Annotated in this window: 21 protein-coding genes and 1 tRNA gene; 20 read left to right on the top strand and 2 right to left on the bottom strand. The window is 70.7% G+C overall.

Annotation, left to right across the window (positions count from 1 at the left end):
* Positions 1-4: 4 nt before the first annotated feature.
* From ACQPZP_RS08300 to ACQPZP_RS08330, 7 genes are all read left to right on the top strand, one after another.
* Entirely contained in the window at positions 5-595 is a 591-nt protein-coding gene (locus ACQPZP_RS08300) for a D-sedoheptulose-7-phosphate isomerase (protein WP_433467105.1), read from the top strand.
* Positions 592-795 (top strand): HypC/HybG/HupF family hydrogenase formation chaperone, encoded by a 204-nt coding sequence (locus tag ACQPZP_RS08305; RefSeq protein ID WP_433477046.1) that lies wholly within the window; start codon positions 592-594, stop codon positions 793-795. The genes ACQPZP_RS08300 and ACQPZP_RS08305 overlap by 4 nt, the downstream gene beginning before the upstream one ends.
* A gap of 5 nt (positions 796-800) precedes the next feature.
* Positions 801-1439, top strand: a complete 639-nt coding sequence (locus ACQPZP_RS08310) for a D-sedoheptulose-7-phosphate isomerase (protein WP_433479569.1) — start codon at positions 801-803, stop codon at positions 1437-1439.
* Positions 1439-1708 (top strand): HypC/HybG/HupF family hydrogenase formation chaperone, encoded by a 270-nt coding sequence (locus tag ACQPZP_RS08315; RefSeq protein ID WP_433467108.1) that lies wholly within the window; start codon positions 1439-1441, stop codon positions 1706-1708. The genes ACQPZP_RS08310 and ACQPZP_RS08315 overlap by 1 nt, the downstream gene beginning before the upstream one ends.
* Entirely contained in the window at positions 1708-2832 is a 1125-nt protein-coding gene (hypD, locus tag ACQPZP_RS08320; protein WP_433477047.1) for a hydrogenase formation protein HypD, read from the top strand. The genes ACQPZP_RS08315 and hypD overlap by 1 nt, the downstream gene beginning before the upstream one ends.
* Positions 2829-3896: a hydrogenase expression/formation protein HypE gene (gene hypE / locus ACQPZP_RS08325; RefSeq protein WP_433477048.1), complete on the top strand. Its 1068-nt coding sequence runs from the start codon at positions 2829-2831 to the stop codon at positions 3894-3896. Before hypD ends, hypE begins: the two co-directional genes overlap by 4 nt.
* Positions 3897-3962: 66 nt before the next feature.
* Positions 3963-4034: transfer RNA gene (locus tag ACQPZP_RS08330), tRNA-Met, on the top strand.
* A gap of 54 nt (positions 4035-4088) precedes the next feature.
* Here the strand turns inward: ACQPZP_RS08330 and ACQPZP_RS08335 are convergent.
* Positions 4089-5315: an MFS transporter gene (locus tag ACQPZP_RS08335; RefSeq protein WP_433477049.1), complete on the bottom strand. Its 1227-nt coding sequence runs from the start codon at positions 5313-5315 to the stop codon at positions 4089-4091.
* A 79-nt stretch (positions 5316-5394) separates the two neighbouring features.
* Between ACQPZP_RS08335 and ACQPZP_RS08340 the strand changes: the two genes are divergently transcribed.
* A complete protein-coding gene (locus tag ACQPZP_RS08340; protein WP_433477050.1) occupies positions 5395-6282 on the top strand; it encodes a LysR family transcriptional regulator in 888 nt (295 codons plus the stop codon).
* 32 nt (positions 6283-6314) lie between these two features.
* Here ACQPZP_RS08340 and ACQPZP_RS08345 read toward each other — a convergent pair whose 3' ends face one another.
* On the bottom strand, positions 6315-7016 hold the full coding sequence (locus ACQPZP_RS08345; RefSeq protein WP_433477051.1) for a glycoside hydrolase family 11 protein: 702 nt from the start codon (positions 7014-7016) through the stop codon (positions 6315-6317).
* Between the two features lie 335 nt (positions 7017-7351).
* On the opposite strand from ACQPZP_RS08345, the gene ACQPZP_RS08350 reads away from it, so the two are divergent.
* From ACQPZP_RS08350 to ACQPZP_RS08405, 12 genes are all read left to right on the top strand, one after another.
* Positions 7352-8356, top strand: coding sequence for a sulfotransferase family protein (locus ACQPZP_RS08350; protein ID WP_433477052.1), 1005 nt, complete (start codon positions 7352-7354; stop codon positions 8354-8356).
* Positions 8357-8822: 466 nt separating this feature from the next.
* Entirely contained in the window at positions 8823-9080 is a 258-nt protein-coding gene (locus ACQPZP_RS08355; RefSeq protein WP_021593239.1) for an acyl carrier protein, read from the top strand.
* Positions 9080-9712 (top strand): SGNH/GDSL hydrolase family protein, encoded by a 633-nt coding sequence (locus ACQPZP_RS08360; protein WP_433467120.1) that lies wholly within the window; start codon positions 9080-9082, stop codon positions 9710-9712. The genes ACQPZP_RS08355 and ACQPZP_RS08360 overlap by 1 nt, the downstream gene beginning before the upstream one ends.
* A gap of 35 nt (positions 9713-9747) precedes the next feature.
* Positions 9748-10572 carry an SGNH/GDSL hydrolase family protein gene (locus ACQPZP_RS08365; protein WP_433477053.1) on the top strand — a complete coding sequence of 275 codons (825 nt, stop codon included), beginning with the start codon at positions 9748-9750 and terminating at the stop codon, positions 10570-10572.
* Between the two features lie 34 nt (positions 10573-10606).
* A complete protein-coding gene (locus tag ACQPZP_RS08370) occupies positions 10607-11047 on the top strand; it encodes a nuclear transport factor 2 family protein (RefSeq protein ID WP_433477054.1) in 441 nt (146 codons plus the stop codon).
* 45 nt (positions 11048-11092) lie between these two features.
* Positions 11093-12910, top strand: a complete 1818-nt coding sequence (locus ACQPZP_RS08375) for an acyl-CoA dehydrogenase family protein (protein ID WP_433477055.1) — start codon at positions 11093-11095, stop codon at positions 12908-12910.
* 6 nt (positions 12911-12916) lie between these two features.
* Complete coding sequence (locus ACQPZP_RS08380) at positions 12917-14764, top strand: fatty acyl-AMP ligase (protein WP_433477056.1); 1848 nt, start codon at positions 12917-12919, stop codon at positions 14762-14764.
* A gap of 129 nt (positions 14765-14893) precedes the next feature.
* Entirely contained in the window at positions 14894-15475 is a 582-nt protein-coding gene (locus ACQPZP_RS08385; RefSeq protein ID WP_433477057.1) for a PadR family transcriptional regulator, read from the top strand.
* Positions 15476-15610: 135 nt separating this feature from the next.
* Complete coding sequence (locus ACQPZP_RS08390; protein WP_433467126.1) at positions 15611-16108, top strand: ATP-binding protein; 498 nt, start codon at positions 15611-15613, stop codon at positions 16106-16108.
* Between the two features lie 39 nt (positions 16109-16147).
* Positions 16148-16513 carry a hypothetical protein gene (locus ACQPZP_RS08395; RefSeq protein ID WP_433477058.1) on the top strand — a complete coding sequence of 122 codons (366 nt, stop codon included), beginning with the start codon at positions 16148-16150 and terminating at the stop codon, positions 16511-16513.
* A 73-nt stretch (positions 16514-16586) separates the two neighbouring features.
* Positions 16587-19265, top strand: a complete 2679-nt coding sequence (locus tag ACQPZP_RS08400; protein WP_433477059.1) for a nitrate- and nitrite sensing domain-containing protein — start codon at positions 16587-16589, stop codon at positions 19263-19265.
* Positions 19262-19681: a roadblock/LC7 domain-containing protein gene (locus tag ACQPZP_RS08405; RefSeq protein WP_433467129.1), complete on the top strand. Its 420-nt coding sequence runs from the start codon at positions 19262-19264 to the stop codon at positions 19679-19681. Before ACQPZP_RS08400 ends, ACQPZP_RS08405 begins: the two co-directional genes overlap by 4 nt.
* Position 19682 lies beyond the last annotated feature (1 nt).

Consider the following 19682-nt stretch of genomic DNA (forward strand, 5'->3'; position numbering starts at 1 on the left):
CCCGATGACCGTGGCGGAGGTGTTCCGGCGCCGCGTGGAACCGGGCGCCGCGCTCGCCAGGGACGCGGACGCCCTCGCCGCCGCCTGCCACGCGATGGCGGTCCGCTTCCACCGCGGCGGGCGCCTGTTCACCTTCGGCAACGGCGCCGCCGCGACCGACGCGCAGCACGTGGCGGTCGAGTTCGTGCACCCGGTGATCGTCGGGAAGCGGGCGCTGCCCGCGCTGTCGCTCACCGGCGACGTCGCGACCCTCACCGGGGTCTGCGCCGGCGCCGGGTTCGGCGACGTCTTCGCACACCAGGTCCGCTGCTTCGGCGGGCCGGACGACATCGCGTTCGGGATCTCGCCGGACGGCCGCTGCGACAACGTCCTGCGCGGCATGGAGAGCGCCCGGGACCTCGGCATGCTGACGGTCGCGCTGACGGGCGGGGACGGGGGAGCGCTGACCGGGGCGGCCGACCATCTGGTGACCGTCCGGTCCGACGACCCGCGCGTCGTCAAGGAGGTGCACGTCACGGCCTACCACGTGCTCTGGGAACTGGTGCACGTGTTCCTTGAGCAGCCCGGCGTGCTGGGCCAGGAGGTGGGCGCGTGACGGACTGCACGGGCGACCACTGCGTGACCTGCGCGGACGAGGCGGTCCCGGCCGTCGTCGTGCGGCTGCTCGACGGCGGCCTCGCCGACGTCGACGTCGGGGGCGGGCGGCTCGAACAGGTCAGCGTGGCACTGGTGGACACCGCCGTGGGCGGCACCGTGCTCGTCCACGCCAAGGAGGCGATCGGGGTCGTGACGTGACCGAGATGCTCTATCCGTTCCTCTACGCGGGCGGGTCGGGGCTGGACACCCTCATGGAGGACGTCCGCCGCTCGACGCTGGAGAAGGCCAATGACATCGTGCGGCTCCGCGAGACCGTCCTGCAGAAGTACGGCGGGGAACTCTCGGTCTGCGCCGCGCGGATGGCGGCCGCCTTCCGGTCCGGCGGCCGGCTGTTCACGTTCGGGAACGGCGGCAGTTCGACCGACGCGCAGGACGTCGCCGCGCTGTTCCTCAACCCGGGCGGGCCCGCGCGGCCGCTGCCCGCGCTGGCGCTCACGACCGATGTCGCCGTCGTCACCGCGCTGTCCAACGACGTCGGGTTCGAGGTGGTGTTCGCCCGCCAGCTCGCCGCGTTCGGGCGGCCCGGCGACATCGCGCTGGCGCTGTCGACCAGCGGGAACTCCGACAACCTGATCGCCGCGCTGCGGGAGGCGACCCGGCGCGGGATGGTGACGGTCGGCCTCGCCGGCTACACCGGCGGGCAGATGGCGGAGACGCCCGGCCTGAACCACCTGTTCGTGGTGCCGTCGTCGTCCGTCCACCGCATCCAGGAGGCGCAGACGACGGTCTACCACGCCCTGTGGGAGCTGACACAGGCGGAACTGACCCGGGAGGCCCGCTGATGTGCCTGGCGATACCGGGCGAGATCGTGGAGATCATGCCGGACCGTCCGCTGGCGAAGGTCGACGTGACCGGCGTCCGGCGGGCGGTGAACATCGGCCTGCTGGACGGGGAGGGGCTCGCCCCGGGCGACTGGGTGCTCATCCATGTCGGGTTCGCCATGTCCAAGATCGACGAGGACGAGGCGCGGGCGACGCTGACGATGCTGGAGGGCATCGGCGCGGCCTACGACGACGAGATCGACGCACTGCGGGAATCGAGGATCGACTGATGCGCTTCGTCGACGAGTACCGGGACGCGGAGAAGGCGCGGGCGCTCGCGGCCTCGATCGCGTCCCTGTGCGAGCCCGGCCGGCAGTACAAGTTCATGGAGGTGTGCGGCGGCCACACCCACACCATCTACAAGCACGGCATCGAGGACTACCTGCCGGAGAACATCTCGCTGGTGCACGGGCCCGGCTGCCCGGTGTGCGTGATCCCGATGGGGCGGGTGGACGACGCGATCCACATCGCGTCCCAGCCGGACGTGATCATGACGTCGTTCGGCGACATGATGCGCGTGCCGGGCGGCGGCGGCTCGTTCTTCGACGCCAAGGCCGCCGGCGCGGACATCCGGATGGTGTACTCGCCGCTGGACGCGCTGAAGATCGCCGAACGGAACCCGTCGCGGCGGGTCGTGTTCATGGCGATCGGGTTCGAGACGACCGCGCCGTCCACCGCGATGACGGTGCTGCGGGCGGCGGCGGCCGGGGTGACGAACTTCTCGGTGTTCTGCAACCACGTGACGATCCTTCCGGCGATCAAGGCGATCCTCGACTCGCCGGACCTGCGGCTGGACGGCTTCCTCGGCCCCGGGCACGTCTCGACGGTCATCGGCTGCCGGCCGTACTCGTTCATCACGGGCGACTACGGCAAGCCGCTGGTGGTCGCCGGGTTCGAGCCGCTGGACCTGCTGCAGTCCGTGCACATGCTGCTCCTGCAGCTCGCTTCGGGGCGGTCGGAGGTCGAGAACCAGTACGGCCGGGTCGTCCCGTGGGACGGCAACGCCAAGGCGCTGGACGTCATCGGCCGGACGATGGAGCCGCGTCCCTACTTCGAGTGGCGCGGGCTCGGCTTCATCTCGCACTCCGCGCTCCGGATGAGGGACGAGTACGCGGCCTTCGACGCCGAGCGCATCTTCGACATCCCGGGCGGGCGGGTCGCGGACCCGAAGGCGTGCCAGTGCGGCGAGGTGCTCAAGGGCGTCCTGAAACCGTGGGAGTGCAAGGTGTTCGGGACGGCCTGCACACCGGAGACGCCGATCGGGACGTGCATGGTCTCGTCCGAGGGCGCCTGCGCCGCCTACTACAACTTCGGCCGCTTCACCCGGGAGCGGGTCAGAGAGGCCATCCGATGATCATCCGCGAGGAGCAGGTCCTCGAACGCATCGAGCGCGCCCGGAGCCGCAAGGCCCGGCTCCGCGACGACACGATCACGCTCGCGCACGGCTCCGGCGGCAAGGCCACCCACACGCTGATCGAGGCGGTGTTCCGGGAGGCGTTCGGCAACCCGCTGCTGGACCGGCTCGACGACTCGGCGCGCTTCGCGGTGAACGGCGCCGACCTGGCCTTCACCACCGACTCGTACGTGGTGTCGCCGCTGTTCTTCCCCGGTGGCGACATCGGCGACCTGGCCGTCAACGGAACCGTCAACGACCTCGCGGTCTCCGGGGCGACCCCGCTGCACCTGTCCGCCGGGTTCATCCTCGAAGAGGGCTTCCCGGTCGCGGACCTGCGCCGCATCACCGCGTCGATGCGGCTCGCCGCGGAGGCCGCGGGCGTGGACATCGTCACGGGCGACACCAAGGTCGTCGAGCGCGGGAAGGCCGACGGCTGCTACATCAACACGGCCGGCGTGGGGGTCGCCCATTCCCCGCCGCGGGGCGAGATCCGCCCGGGTGACGCCGTGCTCGTGACCGGGCCGATCGGCGAGCACGGTGTCACGGTCATGCTGGCGCGCGGCGAGCTCGACATCGAGGCCGACCTGTCGTCCGACACCGCGCCGCTGAACTGCCTGCTCGCCGACGTGGCCGTCGCGTGCCCCGGCGGCGTCCGCCGGATGCGGGACGCCACCCGGGGCGGTGTGGCGACCGTCCTCAACGAGTTCGCGTCCGATTCGGGCGCGACCGTGGTGGTGGACGAGGACGCGATCCCCGTGCGTCCCGCCGTGCGCGGCGCCTGCGAACTCCTGGGCATCGACCCGATGTACGTCGCGTGCGAGGGCCGCGCCGTGATCGTGGTCGCCCCCGAGGCGGCGGACGCGGCCCTGTCGGCCCTGCGCGGCCACCCGCTGGGCGCGGACGCCGCCGTCATCGGCCGCGTCACGGACGACCCGTCCGGCCTCGTCCTGCTGAAGACCGCCTTCGGCGGCACCCGCATCGTCGACCTCCTGGTCGGCGACCCCCTACCCCGCATCTGCTGAGACCGGAAATGTGCGGAAAAACCATTGGCGGTGGGGCCGGGTGGCGTCTTAGCATTGTCTTATCGCTGCGGGGTAGTGCAACGGGAGCATGCAGGTCTCATAAGCCTGGTGATGCGGGTTCGAGTCCCGCCCCCGCCTCTAGGGAAAGGCGCGCCCGGGTGTCGGGCGCGCCTTTATCCGTGCCAATTCGGATTACTTGCCGACGGGCACCGCGTCGGCGGGGACCGTGCCTGCCGGGGCCCGGCGGGTGAGGAGTGTGACGAGCAGCGATGCCGCCGTCAGCGCGACACCGAACCAGAGGACGCTCCTGACGCCGACATGGTCGGCGAACAGTCCGCCGAAGAGCGCGCCGAGCGCGATGGACGTGTTGTAGGCCATTGTGTTGAGGGACATCGCGGCCTCGAAGGTGTCGGGCGCGGCGGCGAGCGTCATGTTGACCTGGCACAGTTGCCAGGCGCCGAAGGAGACTCCCCATAGGACGAGCACGATGAACGGACCGGCCTGCCAGTGTCCGATCGCCAGCAGCAGAAGCAGGGACGCCACGAGTCCCGAGCAGGCGGTTATGAAGGTGGCCCGCAGATTCCTGGTCGCGGTATGCCCGGCGACGAAGTTCCCTGCTGCGCCTCCGATGCCGTAGACCATCAGCAGCCCGGTGATGGCGCCCGGCGTGATGGACGAATTGTCCTCCAGGAACGGCCGCACGAATGTGTACGCCCCGAAATGGCCGAGCACGAACAGCACGATGGTGAACATCACCGAACGCAGCCGCACGTTCTTGAGCGGGAGCGTGAAGACCTCCCGCACCGGAACGGCGTTCTCCGACGGCAATGAAGGAATCATCACGGTGACCGCGACGAACACCAGCGCACCGAGGCCGCTCCAGATGAGGAACGTGGCCCGCCAACTGGTGAGGTCCTCCAGGAATGTTCCCAGCGGCATGCCCACCACCGCGGCGATCGAGATGCCGGACATCACGACCGCGGCCGCCCTGCTCGCATGGCGTTCCGGAACGAGACGCATCGCCATGCTGACACCTATGGCCCAGAACACGCCGCTGGCGAATCCCATGATGAGCCGCGTCGTGAGAACCAGCGGATAGTTCGGCGAGACGGCGGTGACCAGGTTGCCCAGGGCCAGTACCGCCAGCAGCGCGGACAGCAGGACGCGCCGGTTGACACGCCTGCTCCACGCCACGATGAACGGCACGCCCAGCCCGGCCGAGACGCCGTACACCGTGACCATCAGCCCGGCGACTCCAACCGATATGCCCAGGCTCGTGCTCACCGGAGTGAGGATGCCGACGGGCATCAGCTCGGTGGTGAGGAAGGCGAACAGGCTGGCCGTGATCGCGGAGACCCCCAGCCATGATCGCAATGTCGAATGAGGTCGCTCGATGCGGATGTCAGTCCTCAAAGTCATGCCGGAAGTCTCGCCCTGGCGCGATCAATGAGTCCAACACATGTTTGTCATCTCATCGATCTCGATACAAGATGGATCGATGGAGCTCCAGCAGATGCGCTACGTGGTCGCGGTGGCCGAGACGGCGAACTTCACCCGGGCGGCCGAGCGCTGCCGGGTCGTCCAGTCCGCGCTGAGCCACCAGATCGCCCGGCTGGAACGGGAGCTGGGCGCCCGGCTCTTCGACCGCACCAGCCGCCGGGTCCGGCTGACGCCCGCCGGCGAGGCGTTCCTGCCCGCCGCCCGGCAGGCCCTCTACGCCGCGGAGCGGGCTCGCGCCGAGGTCGCGGCGGTGTCCGGGGAGATCCGCGGCCGGCTCGCCATCGGCGCCATCCCCACCGTGACGGCGGTGGACCTGCCGGGCGCGCTGAAGAGCTTCCACGTCCGCCATCCGCAGGTGCGGATCACGCTACGCGTGGGAGGGAGCGATGACCTGGCCGAACGCGTGCGGCATGGCACGATGGACATCGCCCTCCTCGGGCTGCCGCGCGACGTCCGGCCGAAGGGCGTCCACGGCCGCGTCCTGGCACAGGGCGAGCTCGTCGCGGTGGTCGCGCCCGGCCATCCGCTGGCCGACGCCGTGGACGTGGATCTGCGCCGGCTGTCGGACGAGGTGTTCGTCGACTTCTCCGCCGGTACGGCCGGGCGCGCCCAGTCGGACGAGGCGTTCGCCGCCGCCGGAGTGAGCCGTGAGGTCGCCTTCGAGGTGACGACCCCGGCTCTCGTGGCGCGGCTGGTCCGGCTCGGCCTGGGCGTCGGCATGCTGCCCGCCGCATTCGTCACCGAATTTCCCGACCTGCGCGTCGTCGAGCTCCGCGATCCCCCCACCCGGGTGGAGCACATGATCTGGAGCCGCCTGGGCCCGTCCCCGGCCGCCGCGGCTTTCCTGGAAACTCTGGACGCCCCGGCGGAGTGGCGCGGCCGGTAGGCGTGCCGCGCCACAGATGTGTCGCCGTTGCTTCAGCCCACCGTCAGGTTGGAGCTTCCGCTGCTCTGATATCCCTCGGTCGCGAGAATCATGTAGTAGCTGAAGCTGCCCAGGTTCATGCCGTGGGCGGCCCATGCGTTGAAGTGATTGCCGGTGGTGATGGTTCCGCCCGTTCGCTTGGACTGCCGGACGCTCCAGTACTGGTTGAAGGTCTTGGTGCCTTCGACTGAAGGGGCGTTGTACCGCGTCGTCTGGTAGATGTCGTAGGTGCCGCCGTCGCTGGTGACGGTGCCCTTGTACGTTCCCGTGGGCCGGTAGGTGCCCCAATTGTCGACGACGTAGTACTCGACGAGCGGGTTGGAGGTCCACCCGTAGAGGGCGAGATACGCGTTACCTGACGGGTTGAAGCTGCCCGAGTAGTTCACGCTTCTGCGTCCGCCATTGCTCCAGCCTTTGCCGGCGACGAAGTTCCCGACGTTGCTCCATTGGGTGCTGTAGCTCCCTCCGGACTTCAGCGTCATCGAGACCGATCCGCCGCCGTCGGTCCAGAAGGAGTAGTAGTAGCCGTTGTTGGTGCCGGTCTGGTTCGTGGTGATGGTCGTGTCGGCCCTGGCGGTGCCGGGCAGGACCGCCGCGGCCGCGGCCAGCGCCACGGCGCAGACGGCGGCGACCGGCCTGGTGCGGAGACCGAGCCTGGTGAGGGCGTGTCTGCGGCGGACGAGGGTGTCGTTCATGGGAGCCTCCTCGCTCACGGGGGTTCCAGGGGGCGCGCCCTGGGTGAACTCGGCGTCAGTGTTGGTTCGGCGCCATCACCATGTCAACAGTTTCGGAAATGTTTCGTAATTGATGATCGCCCTTGATGAGGCATCTTCCCTGGCAGATCGCACTTCGTTGTTGTGAAATCTTCATGATGTCGATGGGGGGCCTCATGTCGTGATCAAGATCTGTTCAATACTCCGAAACTTTCGGAGCGTCCTGCGGTGAATCCGTGAGTGGCTTTACGGGCTCTCAGGATGTGTTGAGGTTCGCTTGAGCTTCGTTGCAGGGGCCGCGGGTACGTTCGCCGGCCATGACAACGGAGTCCTTTCGGCCGATCTTCGTTCTCGGGTGTCCGCGATCGGGGACGACGCTGCTACAGCAGATGCTGCACTCGCACCGGCGCATCGCTTTCCCGTCCGAGACACGGTTCGTGCACACCTCGTACGAGGCGCGGCATGGGTTCGGCGACCTGGAGCGGGCCGAGAACCGGCGGGCGCTGGCCGAGTGGATCACCGGCGGCCGGGACACCAAGTTCAAGGTCCTGGAGCTGGACGCCGCCGACGTCATCGAGGAGATCGTGCACGGGCCGCCGACGCTCGGGTCGGCGCTCGCGGCCGTCTTCCGCGCCTACGCGCGGCGGCACGGCAAACCGCGGTGGGGGGACAAACGCCCCAGCTACTTCCGCCGGGTGCCGATGCTCCAGCGGATGTTCCCGGACGCGCAGTTCGTCCACCTCGTCCGGGACGGCCGGGACGCGGTGAGTTCCCTGATGGGCATGCCCTGGTTCAAGGGCGACATCTACGCCGCCGCGCTGACCTGGCGGGAGGCGGTCGACATCGGCACGAACCTCGCCGCCCGTCTGGGCCCCCGTACCTTCCACGAGCTCCGCTACGAGGATCTCGTGGCCGAACCCGAGGACACGCTGATGAAGCTGTGCGCGTTCATCGGCGAGGAGTACGACCCCGAGATGACGCGGGCGTACGAGCACGCCCGGCGGACGGTGCCGTCCACACGGAAATGGCACCTGCGCACGCATGAGGCCGTCAACACCCGGCGCGTCGGAGCATGGCGGGACCGCCTGGAGGGGTGGGAGGCGGATCTGGTCGGGCACGTCCTCAACTCCCGCCTGCTCCACCACGGCTATTCGCTCAGCGAGGGATCACGTCCCGCCGCCGCGCATCTCGCCAGATTCCACCGCCTCGCGGCGCACCGCTGGCGGACGCGGCACACGCAGGCCGTCCGGGACCGGCTCGCCGAGGCTCGCGAACCCAACCCCGTGGCCTCGCGGTTGGCCGGGCCCGTGCCCGTGGCCTGACGGTCTGCACGCACTGATACCGCGAGGACAGGTGTTCCTTCCCTTCGGGCAAGGCATCCCTGACTCGACTTGGATGGGCGGATCTGGGGGGTTGTCCGAAATTCTCATGGAACGTGCCCGGAGGGTGGGAGCCGAGGCCGGCCGACCGGCGGGCGCCTGCTGGGGAACGACGCAGGTAGCGTGCCGCCGGACGCTGTGCGGGAGTAGACGGATCGATGGGACCCGGGGGGACGGCGTGGCCGGCCGTCGTTCGGGTGGGCCCATATCGGAACTGGCTACCACCGAGTAACTTGTTGCCGTTTTTACCAGGTCACTGACTGGGTTTACGGGACGGAGACATGCCCGTGTCCGATCGTTCACATCCGGGTCGAGACACGCCCTGCATTTGGCTGTATCTTGCGTGTTGCTCGTCTTCCGATAGCTATCGCGATTGATTCGATGATCCTCTGCCATAAGGAGGAGTGCGGTGACCCGATCGGAAACAATTTCCCACGACGAGCTTCAATCGTGGCTTCTTGACAGGATCGCCTTCTACCTCGACAGGCCGGCCGAAAACATCGATCCGGCGGTCGAACTCGCCCGCTACGGGGTCGACTCGGTCTACGCCATCAGCATCATCAGCGACATCGAGGACCACCTCCAGGTCGAGGTCGACGTGGCCGAGGCCCGGCGGCGGGAGACGGTGACCGACCTCACCGACTACCTGCTCGACCTCGTCGCGTGATGGCCGGCCGGCCCGAGGCCGGCGCCGCCGGGCCCGCCATGGTGGTGCTCGGCGACAGCGTGGCCGAGGGCCAGGACGATCCGGACCCGGCCGGCGGGTGGCTCGGCTGGGCCGGACGACTGGCCCGTCACCTGGCGATTCGCCGGGAGGAGATGCTCAACGTCTCCGACCCCGGCGCGACGGTCGAGGACGTCGTGCGCGACCAGCTGCCCGCCGTCCGGGACCTGCGGCCCCGGCTCGTCGTGCTCGGCTGCGGGATGAACGACGCGCTGCGCGGCTTCGAGCGGGCGGACGCGGCGGGCCGGCTGCGCGAGCTGTTCGGCTGGGCCGGCGAGCGGGGCGCGGTCGCGCTCGCCATCCCGGTGCCGCGCCCGCCGCTGCTCGACATATCCCCGATCTCGCAGTTCCGCAAGAAACGGACCGTGCAGCGGATTCATGACTTCAATGCGGAGCTGGCGAGTGCGACCGCCGAGTTCGGAATCCCGTTTCCGGCGCGGGAAACGGTGGCGAAAGTCGCCGACCCCGCGATGTGGAGTGCCGACGGAATCCATCTCAACTCGCGCGGTCACGGGTATGTCGCGGAGGTGATCGCGGACCTTGCGAAAAGCCTGCTCAGCGAGCGGGTGATCTGAGCCTCGGGGGGCCGATCCAGCAGTCTGGGAAACAGATGAAGAGACCATTCGCCAGCGTCCGCGTCCCCCGTTCGACGATGCTGATCCCGCTCGCTCCGGTGCTGGTCGTGCAGGCGTGGCGGACGGTGCGCCGCACACCGCGGCTCGACCCGGCGGCCGGCGACGAGCAGGGCTTCGTCGCCGGCGCCGACCCGGGGAAGGGCCCGGCCTTCCGGATCGTCGTGATCGGCGAGTCGACCGCGGTGGGCGTCGGCGCCCGCCGGCACACGGAGGCGCTGCCCGGGTTCCTGGCGGTGGCGCTGCGGGAACGCCTGCGGCGCGGCGTGGCATGGTCGGTCTCCGGTGAGAACGGGGCGACGGCCCGCAGGATCACGACCGGTCTCGTCCCGCCGGCGAACGGTTCCGCCCCGGACCTCGTGGTCGTCACCGTGGGCATCAACGACCTGATCCGGCGGCGTTCGCTGCACCGCTGGACGACCGACGTGGCCGAGCTGGTCGGCGTCCTGCGCGAACGGTACGCGGGCGCGAAGGTGCTCGTCGCCGGGATGCCGCCGGTGCACCTGTTCCCCGCCCTCCCGCGTCCGCTCCGCTCGGTCCTCGGTGAGCGGGCCCGCACCATGGACCGGATCATGCGGGAGACCGCCGCGGCATGCGGCGCGGTCCACGCTCCCATGGACGAGGCGATGGCGCGCGACCGCGGGCTCTTCGCCACCGACGGCTTCCACCCCTCGCCCGCCGGCTACCGGGCCTGGGCGGAGGACCTCGCCCGCGTCGCCGTTCCCGTTCCCGCCCCCGCTCCCGTCCTTCCCGCGCAGGACGCGCCCCCCGCCGCCGCCGTCCCACCCCGGACGGCGCAGTGACCGCGCTCACGGCAAGCGAAAGGGAGCAGCTCAGATGACGGTTCCCGGAACGTTCCGTTCGGCGGTGGAGGCCAAGGACCTCGCCGCCATCACCGGTGCGCTCGACCCGGGCATCGAGTTCCACAGCCCGGTGATGGTGAAGCCCTATCTGGGCCGTGACGCCGTCGCCGCGCTGCTCGGCGTCCTGCTGGAGGTCTTCGAGGACTTCCGCTACACCGACGAGCTCGCGGGCGTCCCGCCGGGCGGGACGAACGGCGCCGCCCCGCCCGCGCAGGCGCTGATCTTCAACGCCCGGGTGCTGGGCAAGGCGGTCCAGGGACTCGACCTGCTGAGGTTCGGCGAGACCGGGCTGGTCACCGGGCTGACCGTCATGGTGCGCCCGCTGCCCGCGGCGATGACGCTCGCCCGGGTGGTCGGCAGGCGGATGGAGGACGCGGGGGAAGCGGGGGGTCCGTCCGGTACTCAGCAGGCCTAGGGGCAGCCACAGGGAGCGACCCAGACATAGGGAGTCGAAGGAAAGATGGACAGTAAGGTCCCCGTACACCCCGCATACCCCGTACATCCCGCGCCGGCGGAGTCGTCCACCAGGACGCCGGCCCCGGGGAAGCCCTTTCCGGAGAGACTGTCCCCGGCGCACGGGATAGCCGCCGACCTGAACCGCTATCTCGGCGACCCGATGGACGACGAGGCCGGCCCCTTCTCCTACAAGGCCATCGTGGAGGCGGAGGAGCGCGACGAACTGCCGCCGGGCGCGGTGGACGCCGTCCGGGCGTGGGGTTTCCCGAAGTACCTGGTGCCGAGCACGCTGGGCGGGCGCCTGACGACACTGGAGGAGCTCTTCTTCGTCACCCGCGGCATCTCGCGCCGCAGCGTCACCGTCGCGGTGATGTACGGGTCGGGGCTGCTGGCGGTGAACCCGGTGTGGCTGTGGGGCGATCCTTGGCAGCGCAAGACGGTCGCTGACGGGGTGCTGCGCGGCGACCTGGCCTGTTTCGGCGTTTCGGAGGCCGACCATGGCAGCGACGTGATGGCGTCGGAGTCGGAGGCCGACATCCAGGGGGACGAGCTGGTGCTGACCGGCGTGAAGTGGCCGGTCGGCAATGCCACCCGCGGACGGTTCGTGACCACCTATGCCAAGACCGGCCCGCGGGACTTCTCCCTGATCCTCGTGGACAAGCGGGAGCTCGACCCCGCCGCCTGGTCGACGCTCCCGCCCGTCCGGACGGTCGGGCTGCGCGGCCACGACCTCAGCGGAGTCGCGTTCTCCGGCGCGAGGCTGCCCGCGGAACGGGTGATCGGGCGGCGCGGTTCCGGGCTCGTCCAGACGCTGAAGACGTTGCAGATCACCCGGACGGCGATCGCGGCGCTGTCGGTCGGGACGATGGACGCGGTCGTGCGCATCGGGATGGAGTACGCGAGGCAGCGCACCCTCTACGGATCGGACATCTACAAGATCCCCGTGATCCGCGACCATCTGGTCAAGGCGCATCTGGACCTGCTGATAGCCGAGTGCGTCGCGATCCCCGTGGCGCGCTGCCTGACCGTCGCGCCCGGGCGGCTCAGCCTGTGGTCGTCGATCGTGAAGTACTTCGTCCCCGTCCTCGGGGAGGAGGTCGTGGCCAGCATCGGGACCGTCCTCGCCGCACGCGGCTACCTGCGCGAAGGAGTGGCGCACGGGGTGTTCCAGAAGCTTCAGCGCGACCACGCGATCGCGAGCATCTTCGAGGGCACCACGCACGTGAACCTCGCCAACGTCGCCGGCCAGCTCCCGTACCTCGTCGAGCCGCCGGCGGAGACGGGGCGCGAGGAGGAACTGCTCGCCGACCTGTTCTGCTGGACGCGGACGCCGCCCGCCTGGGACCCGGACGGCCGGCAGCTGCAGCTCACCAACGAGGGACGCGACGAGGTCGGCCAGCGGTTCGAGGAGATCGCCGAGGAGCTGCTGACCGCGGCGAACGCGCACGCGGCGCCCGGCGTCGCGGCGGAGCTGAAGGATCTGCTGTCCGGCATCGGCGGCCTGCGCGCCAAGGTGGACGCGGGCATCCGCGCGAACGAGGGCGACACCTCGTCGGTGGCGGCGCTCGCCCGCGCCAAACGGTACTGCGAGCTGCACGCGATGGCCTCCTGCATGCTCACGTGGCTGCACAACCGGCACGCGTTCGGCGGCCCGTTCGCGGACGGGCAGTGGCTCGTGCTGTGCCTGCAGCGGCTGCTCCAGCGCGCGCAGCCCGACACCGTCCTGTCGGAGGAGTTCCTCCCGCCACTGGAGGACGTGATGTTCCGCGGCGCCGCCGAACGACGGTGGTTCTCCCTGCTGTCCCTGGCCGAGGACGAGTGAGTCCCGGTGTACACGGATTTCGTGTCGCTGGTCCGGGAGAACATCCGGGCGCATGGTGACGACCGCTCGTTCACCTTCATCAGCGAGGAACCGGGCCGCAAGTACAAGGAGAACGTCGTCGGTTTCGCCGAGCTGGACCGGAAGGCGCGTGTGCTGGGCTGCCGCCTGGAGGCGCGCGGGCTGCGCGACCGGGCCGTCCTGCTGCTGTATCCGGAGGGGCTGGAGTTCCTGACGGCGTTCCTCGGCTGCCTGTACGCGCGGGTCGTCGCCGTACCGGCCCCGCTCCCGGACCTGGACGCGGGCCGTTTCGGACGCACCCGCCGGATCATCGAGGACGCCGACATCGCGCTGATCCTCACCGACACCGCGCACCGGGGCACGCTCGACGCGTGGCTGTCGGCCGCCGGGCTCAGGGGACGCGTCCACTGCCTGGACACCCAGGCGGGCAAGGAGTCCGATCCGGGCGGCTGGAAGCCCCCGGATTTCAGCCCCGGCACGCTGGCCTTCCTCCAGTACACGTCGGGTTCGACAAGCGAGCCCAAGGGCGTGATGGTGACGCACGGCAACCTGCTGTGCAACGGCGAGGAGATCAAGCGCCGCATTGAGGGGACGGCCGACACGGTCGGCGTCGGCTGGGTGCCCCACTACCACGACATGGGGCTCGTCGGTCAGTTCCTCCAGCCGCTCTACCTCGGCTGCCGGTACGTGTTCACCTCGCCGATCACCTTCATCAAACGCCCCGCGTTGTGGCTGGAACTGATCACCCGGTACCGGGGGACGATCACGGTCGCGCCGAACTTCGGGTACGAGCTGGCCCTGCGCCGTGTCACCGACCGGCAGATGGAGGCGCTGGACCTGTCGTCGCTGAGGGTCGTCAAGAACGGCGCCGAGCCCGTCCGGGCGGCGACGCTGGAGGCGATGACCGAGCGGTTCGGGCCGGTCGGCTTCCGGCCCGCCATGTGGATGCCCTGCTACGGGATGGCCGAGACGACGCTGCTCGTCACCGGTGCGCCCCTGGGCGGCGGCCCCGTGGTCCGCGACTTCGACGCCGAGGCCCTCACCCGCGACGAGGCCGTCGCCCGCGGCGCCCAGAAGGGCGACTCCCCGAACGGCGACTCCCCGAACGGCAGTGCCGGGAAGGGGGTCAGGCGGCTCGTCAGCAGCGGGCGCCCCGTCACCCTGGACGTCCGGATCGTCGCCCCGGAGACGCGCGCCGAGCGGCCGGAGGGACGCGTCGGCGAGATCTGGGTCCGCGGCGGCAGCGTCGCCCAGGGCTACTGGAGAAGTCCCGAGGAGAGCCGGACGACGTTCGGCGCGCGCACGTCCGCGGACGAGGGCCCGTTCTTACGGACGGGCGATCTGGGATTCATCGCCGACGGCGAGCTCTATGTCACCGGCCGGATCAAGGATCTGATCATCGTCAACGGCCGCAACATCCACGCGCACGACATCGAGGAGGCGGCGCGGGCCGCCCATCCTGCCGCGCTGGTCGGCGCCGCCTTCGCGATCGACCCCGACATCGACCCGGACATCGACTCCGGCGTCGACGCGGGCGCCGGTGGGCCGGTCGACGCGAGCCGGGAGCAGGTCGTCGTCGTCCAGGAGATAAGCACGCGGGCCGCCGCCGGAACGCCGCTGGACGAGCTCGCGTCCCTCATCAAGACCCGTGTCGCCCGCGCCTTCGAGCTGCCCGCGGTGAGCGTCGTGCTGGCCGCGCGCGGCACCGTCAGGCGGACGACCAGCGGCAAGATGCAGCGCCGGCTGACCCGGGAGGCATTCCTGAACGGGGAGATCACCGGGCTCGCCGGCGACCTGGAACCGGGCGTCGCGGAGCTTCGCCGGGTGCGCGCATGAGCGCGGACCGGGCGATTTCGAAGATCGTGAAAATTCGGGCTGACCAATCCTAGTCAAAATGATGACTAATCATGTCGTTGTCTGCTAACGTCGGGCATCACCCTGAGTCAAGGCGGGGAGAGAAGGCCGATGGCGCTACGTCACGCGGTGCTGGCGGCGCTGCTCGACGGCGAGTACAGCGGCTACCAGCTGGCCAAGATCTTCGATTTGTCGGTCTCCAACTTCTGGCATGCCGTACCGCAGCAGCTCTATTCGGAGCTGTCGAGGTTGGAGACGGAAGGCCTGATCAGCGGACGGCAGATCATCCAGCACGACCGTCCCAACAAACGCGTGTACACCGTCACCCCGGCCGGGGTCGACGAGCTCGAACGGTTCGCCGCGGTCCCCGCCAAGCCGGGGATCATCCGCGAGAACCTGCTCGTCATGGTCCAGGCCGTGGACCACATCTCCGCCGCCTCCGTCATCGCGCAGCTCGAGGACCGGGCGGTGGCCTCCGCCGCCAAGGTCGAGGTCTTCGAACGCACCCTGAAGCACCTGCGCGGCGACCTGGACGAGGAGACCTTCCTTCGCACCGGGTCCCCACTCGGCCCGTACCTCACCTGCCTGCGAGGCCGCCGCTTCGAGCAGGAGAACTACGAGTGGTTCACCAGCACCGCCCGGCTGCTGCGCGCCCGGGCGGGCACCCAGGCCGAGGGAGGCGACGCGTCATGACCGCGCCGCGTCCCTCGCGCACCGTGCCCCCGTCCGCCCGAACGGCGGCGCCGGCACCATCCCCCCATGCCCGCGGCCTCGCACCCCGGCCGGGCCGCATCCGGGCGACACGCCTTAGTCAAGGAGGCGTTCATCATGTCGGGCGAACACCACACCATCGAACTCCCTAGCACCCTGGCCACCACCACACCACCGCACGGCCTGCCCACCATGGACGAGCCCGCCCCGCTTCTGCTGGGCGAGCTGACGCTGCCCGCCGAGCGGGAGTCCGTCCCGCGCGCGCGGCGCTTCAGCCGGTCCGTCACCACCGCGTCCGGCATCGGGCACGTCGCCGACGACGCCGAGGTCCTGGTGTCCGAGCTGGTCACCAACGCCGTCCGGCACGCGCCGATCCCCGGCTCCGCGCTGTGCCTGCGGCTGCTGCGCGCCGGCACCCGGCTCCGCATCGAGGTGCACGACCAGAGCGCCGCCGTCCCCAGGGAGCGGCCGGTCGACCTCATGGAGGAGACGGGACGGGGCTGGTTCCTCGTCGCGGTCATGGCCGACCGGCACGGCACCGACCACACCGCGTCCGGCAAGTCGGTCTGGTGCGAAGTGCGCGCCTGGCCGCGGGACGAGCACCCCGGTCACTGAGCACCTCCCGCGCACCCCGGTCCGGCGATGGGACGTGCCATGCCTGCTGAGTACCACCGCCCCCCGGACTACTACCGGTGGGACGGCCGACGCATCACGGCCGAGGAGGCCCAAGGGCTGCTGCTCGACGTGCGGGGACGCCTGCTCGCGCAGGACGTCATCCGCGTCGGCGCCGTCGTCGTGGTCGTCTCGACCTGGTTCACCGTGATCGATCTCGGGCTCGCGGCGAACGGAAGGCCGCTGCTATGGCAGACGATCGTGTCCGATCACGCGATGCACGCGGACATCGGGCAGTACACCACGCGGGAGAAGGCCGTGCGCGGGCACGCGCAGGCCGTCTCCATGATCACCAGCCGGCTGCGCGGCCTGGTCGCCCGCGCCGCGCTGGACGAGGCGCGCCCCTGACCCCCGCGCCCCCCTGACCCCCGACACACGGGCCGCGACATCCGGCCCGTCCCCGGCTTGAGGTAGTGATCTGATGACCTCGAAGACACCCCGCGACGGCGCGTCCGGCGGCAGCACCCGGCGGAGGCGCCCCATCCGGCTGCGGATCACGGCTTTGCTGCTGGTCCCGCTGGTGTCGCTCATCGCCCTGTGGGCGTTCGCCGCGAACATCACGCTCGGCGACGCCTTCGACAAGTACGACTTCTCGACGACGTACGAGAAGATGGGGCTTCCCGGCATCTACCTGGTGAACCAGCTCCAGGCGGAACGCTCCCTCAGTGTCGTCGCGCTGAGCACGCGCAGCCCCGCCGACAGGCAGAAGCTCGGTGGGCAGCGCGCCCGGGTGAGCGCGGTCGAGAAGGCGTTCCGCGCGACCGCGCTGTCGCCGGAGGCGAGGGACGCCGCGCAGCCGGAGACCAAGCAGCGGCTCGCCGAGGCGATCAAGGCGCTGGACCGGCTGCCGCAGCTGCGCGCCCAGGTCGACGCGGGCACGGCCCAGCCGCTGGAGGTCATCAACTCCTACAGCACCGTCCTCGACCAGGTCATCACGGTCTTCGACGGCCTGGTGACGGTCAACGACGTCGCCATCCTCACCCAGGGCCGGGCGCTGATCGGCATCGGCAACGCCCGCGCCTACATGCTGCGGGAGGACTCGCTCGTCACCGCGGCACTGGCGCGCAACGGGCGGTTCACCCAGGCCGAGCACACCGCGTTCGTCCAGTGGGCGGCGGAGGGACGGCGCGAGTTCGACGCCGGGCTCGCCGACCTGAACGGGCAGATCCGCGGGCCGCTGGAGAAGCTGGCCTCGTCCGAGGGCTACCGGCGGTACCGGGCGGCCGAGACGGCGATCGTGAACGCGCGCGGCGACCGGCTGCCGGCCGAGGCCGCGGACTGGCAGGCCACCACGCAGCTGCTGTCGCAGGCGTGGGCGCAGAAGGTCACCGAGGCGAGCCTCGCGCTCAACGAGCTGGCCAAGCCGATCGGTGAGCGGATCGTCCTGCGGCTCGTCCTCGCCGGCGGGTTCGGGCTGCTCGCCGTGATCGCGTCGATCATCCTGTCGCTGCTGGCCGCGCGCAGCCTGTCCCGCGAGCTGCGCGGGCTCCAGCGCGCCGCGCTGAACCTCGCCGAGGACCGATTGCCGGGCGTCGTCGCCCGGCTGCGGCGCGGTGAGGAGGTCGACGTGGACGCCGAGGCCCCGCCGCTCGTCATCGGCAAGAGCAGGGAGGTGGCGCGGGTCGGCGACGCCTTCACGAAGGTGCAGCACACCGCGATCGAGACCGCGGTCCGCGAGTCGTACCTGCGGCAGGGCATCAGCCGCGTCTTCCTCAACGTCGCGTGGCGCAGCCAGTCGCTGCTGCACCGCCAGCTCCGGATGCTGGACGAGATGGAGCGCGGCGCGTCCGACCCGAAGGCGCTCGAAGACCTGTTCCGCCTCGACCACCTCACCACCCGCATGCGCCGGCACGCCGAGGGCCTGGTCATCCTGTCCGGGACGTCCCCGGGCCGCGGCTGGAGCCGCCCCGTGCACGTCGAGGACGTCCTGCGCGCCGCGGTCGCCGAGGTCGAGGACTACACGCGGGTCGAGGTCGTCGTGGTGTCCGGGCAGGCCGCGGTGATCGGCGAGGCCGTCGCCGACATCATCCACCTGCTCGCCGAGCTGATCGAGAACGCGACGGTGTTCTCGCCGGCGCCGACCGAGGTCCTCGTGCGCGGCGAGATGGGCGCGAACGGGTTCGCGGTGGACATCATCGACCGCGGCATCGGGCTCGACCAGTCCGAGCTGGACGCGCTGAACCTGCGGCTGTCGCGGCCCCCGGAGTTCGATCTGGCGGTCACCGACCGGCTCGGCCTGTTCGTCGTCTCCCGGCTCGCCGGACGGCACGGCATCAGGGTCGCGCTCCAGCCGTCCCTGTACGGGGGTGTCAGCGCCGTCGTGCTGATCCCGCGCCGGCTGATCGTGGACGTCGACCAGCCTGAGGACGAAGTCGGAGCCGAAAGCGTTCCGGGGGGCGATGTGGCGGTGGCCGGAAACGGGGCCGCCCCGCAGAACGGGTCCGCCCCGGCGAACGGGATGAAGCCGTGGCCCACGCCGCCGGGGCCCTCGTCCACGACGATGCTCAACGCCCCGGTGTACGACATCGCGCCCGTTCAGGACACGGCGGTGCCGCCCGACGCACCGGCGTCCTACCCCGAATGGATGGAGGACCGGCCGGAACAGAACGCGGCGGTGGGGTTCGACAGCGGCGACCAGACCCCGACGTCGTACGGAACCCCACCGCCGCATGAAACACCCCCGGCGGGGACCCGGCTGCCCGGACCGGCGCCGGTGTTCGACGCGACGCGTCCGTTCCAGGCCGCGGGGCCGCACATCCCCGCCTACGGCCACGACCCCTACGCCGGTCCGGGCCGGTACGAGGCCCCCTCGTCCTTCGGGGAGCAGTCCTTCGGAGAGCAGTCGTTCGGGGAGGCGCAGGTCCAGGCGGCCGGGGGCGGGCGGGCCCCGCTGCCGCGCCGGGTGCGGGGCGGCAACCTGGCGCCCCAGCTGCGCGACCCGACACTAGACCCCGGCGACGCCATCGCCGCCTGGGAGGAACGGTCGGCGGAGGCGTCCCGCGACCTGTTCGCGTCGCTGCAGGCGGGCTGGCTGCGCGGCCGGGACGAGGACGAAGCACCCGCGGACGGACCCGTGGACGGCATGGAGGGAAGATCATGACCCAGCAGGGAGCGGGCACCGAGCTGAACTTTCTCCTCGACGACCTGGTCGACCGGGTCCCGCAGATCCGCAAGGTCGTCGTGCTGTCCCGGGACGGGCTCGTGATGGGCATGTCGCGGGGCGTCGGACGGGAGGACTCCGAGTACCTCGCGGCCCTCGCCGCCGGGTTCCACAGCCTCGCCGTCGGGGCGCGGCCGCAGCTGGACTCCGGCGAGATCCGGCAGACCCTCGTCGAGATGGACAAGGGGCTGTTCTTCGTCGTCCCCGCCGGGGCCAACAGCTGCCTGGCCCTGCTCAGCGAGGTCGGCGCCAACGCGGGCCTGGTCGCCTACGAGATGACGATGCTGGTCAAGCGCGTCGGCAGGCAGCTGTCCACCGGACTGAGACAGGGCGCGCCCGGACCTGGACACAGGTGAC

The sequence above is a fragment of the Spirillospora sp. CA-142024 genome, assembly GCF_050942325.1.
Classification (GTDB): domain Bacteria; phylum Actinomycetota; class Actinomycetes; order Streptosporangiales; family Streptosporangiaceae; genus Spirillospora.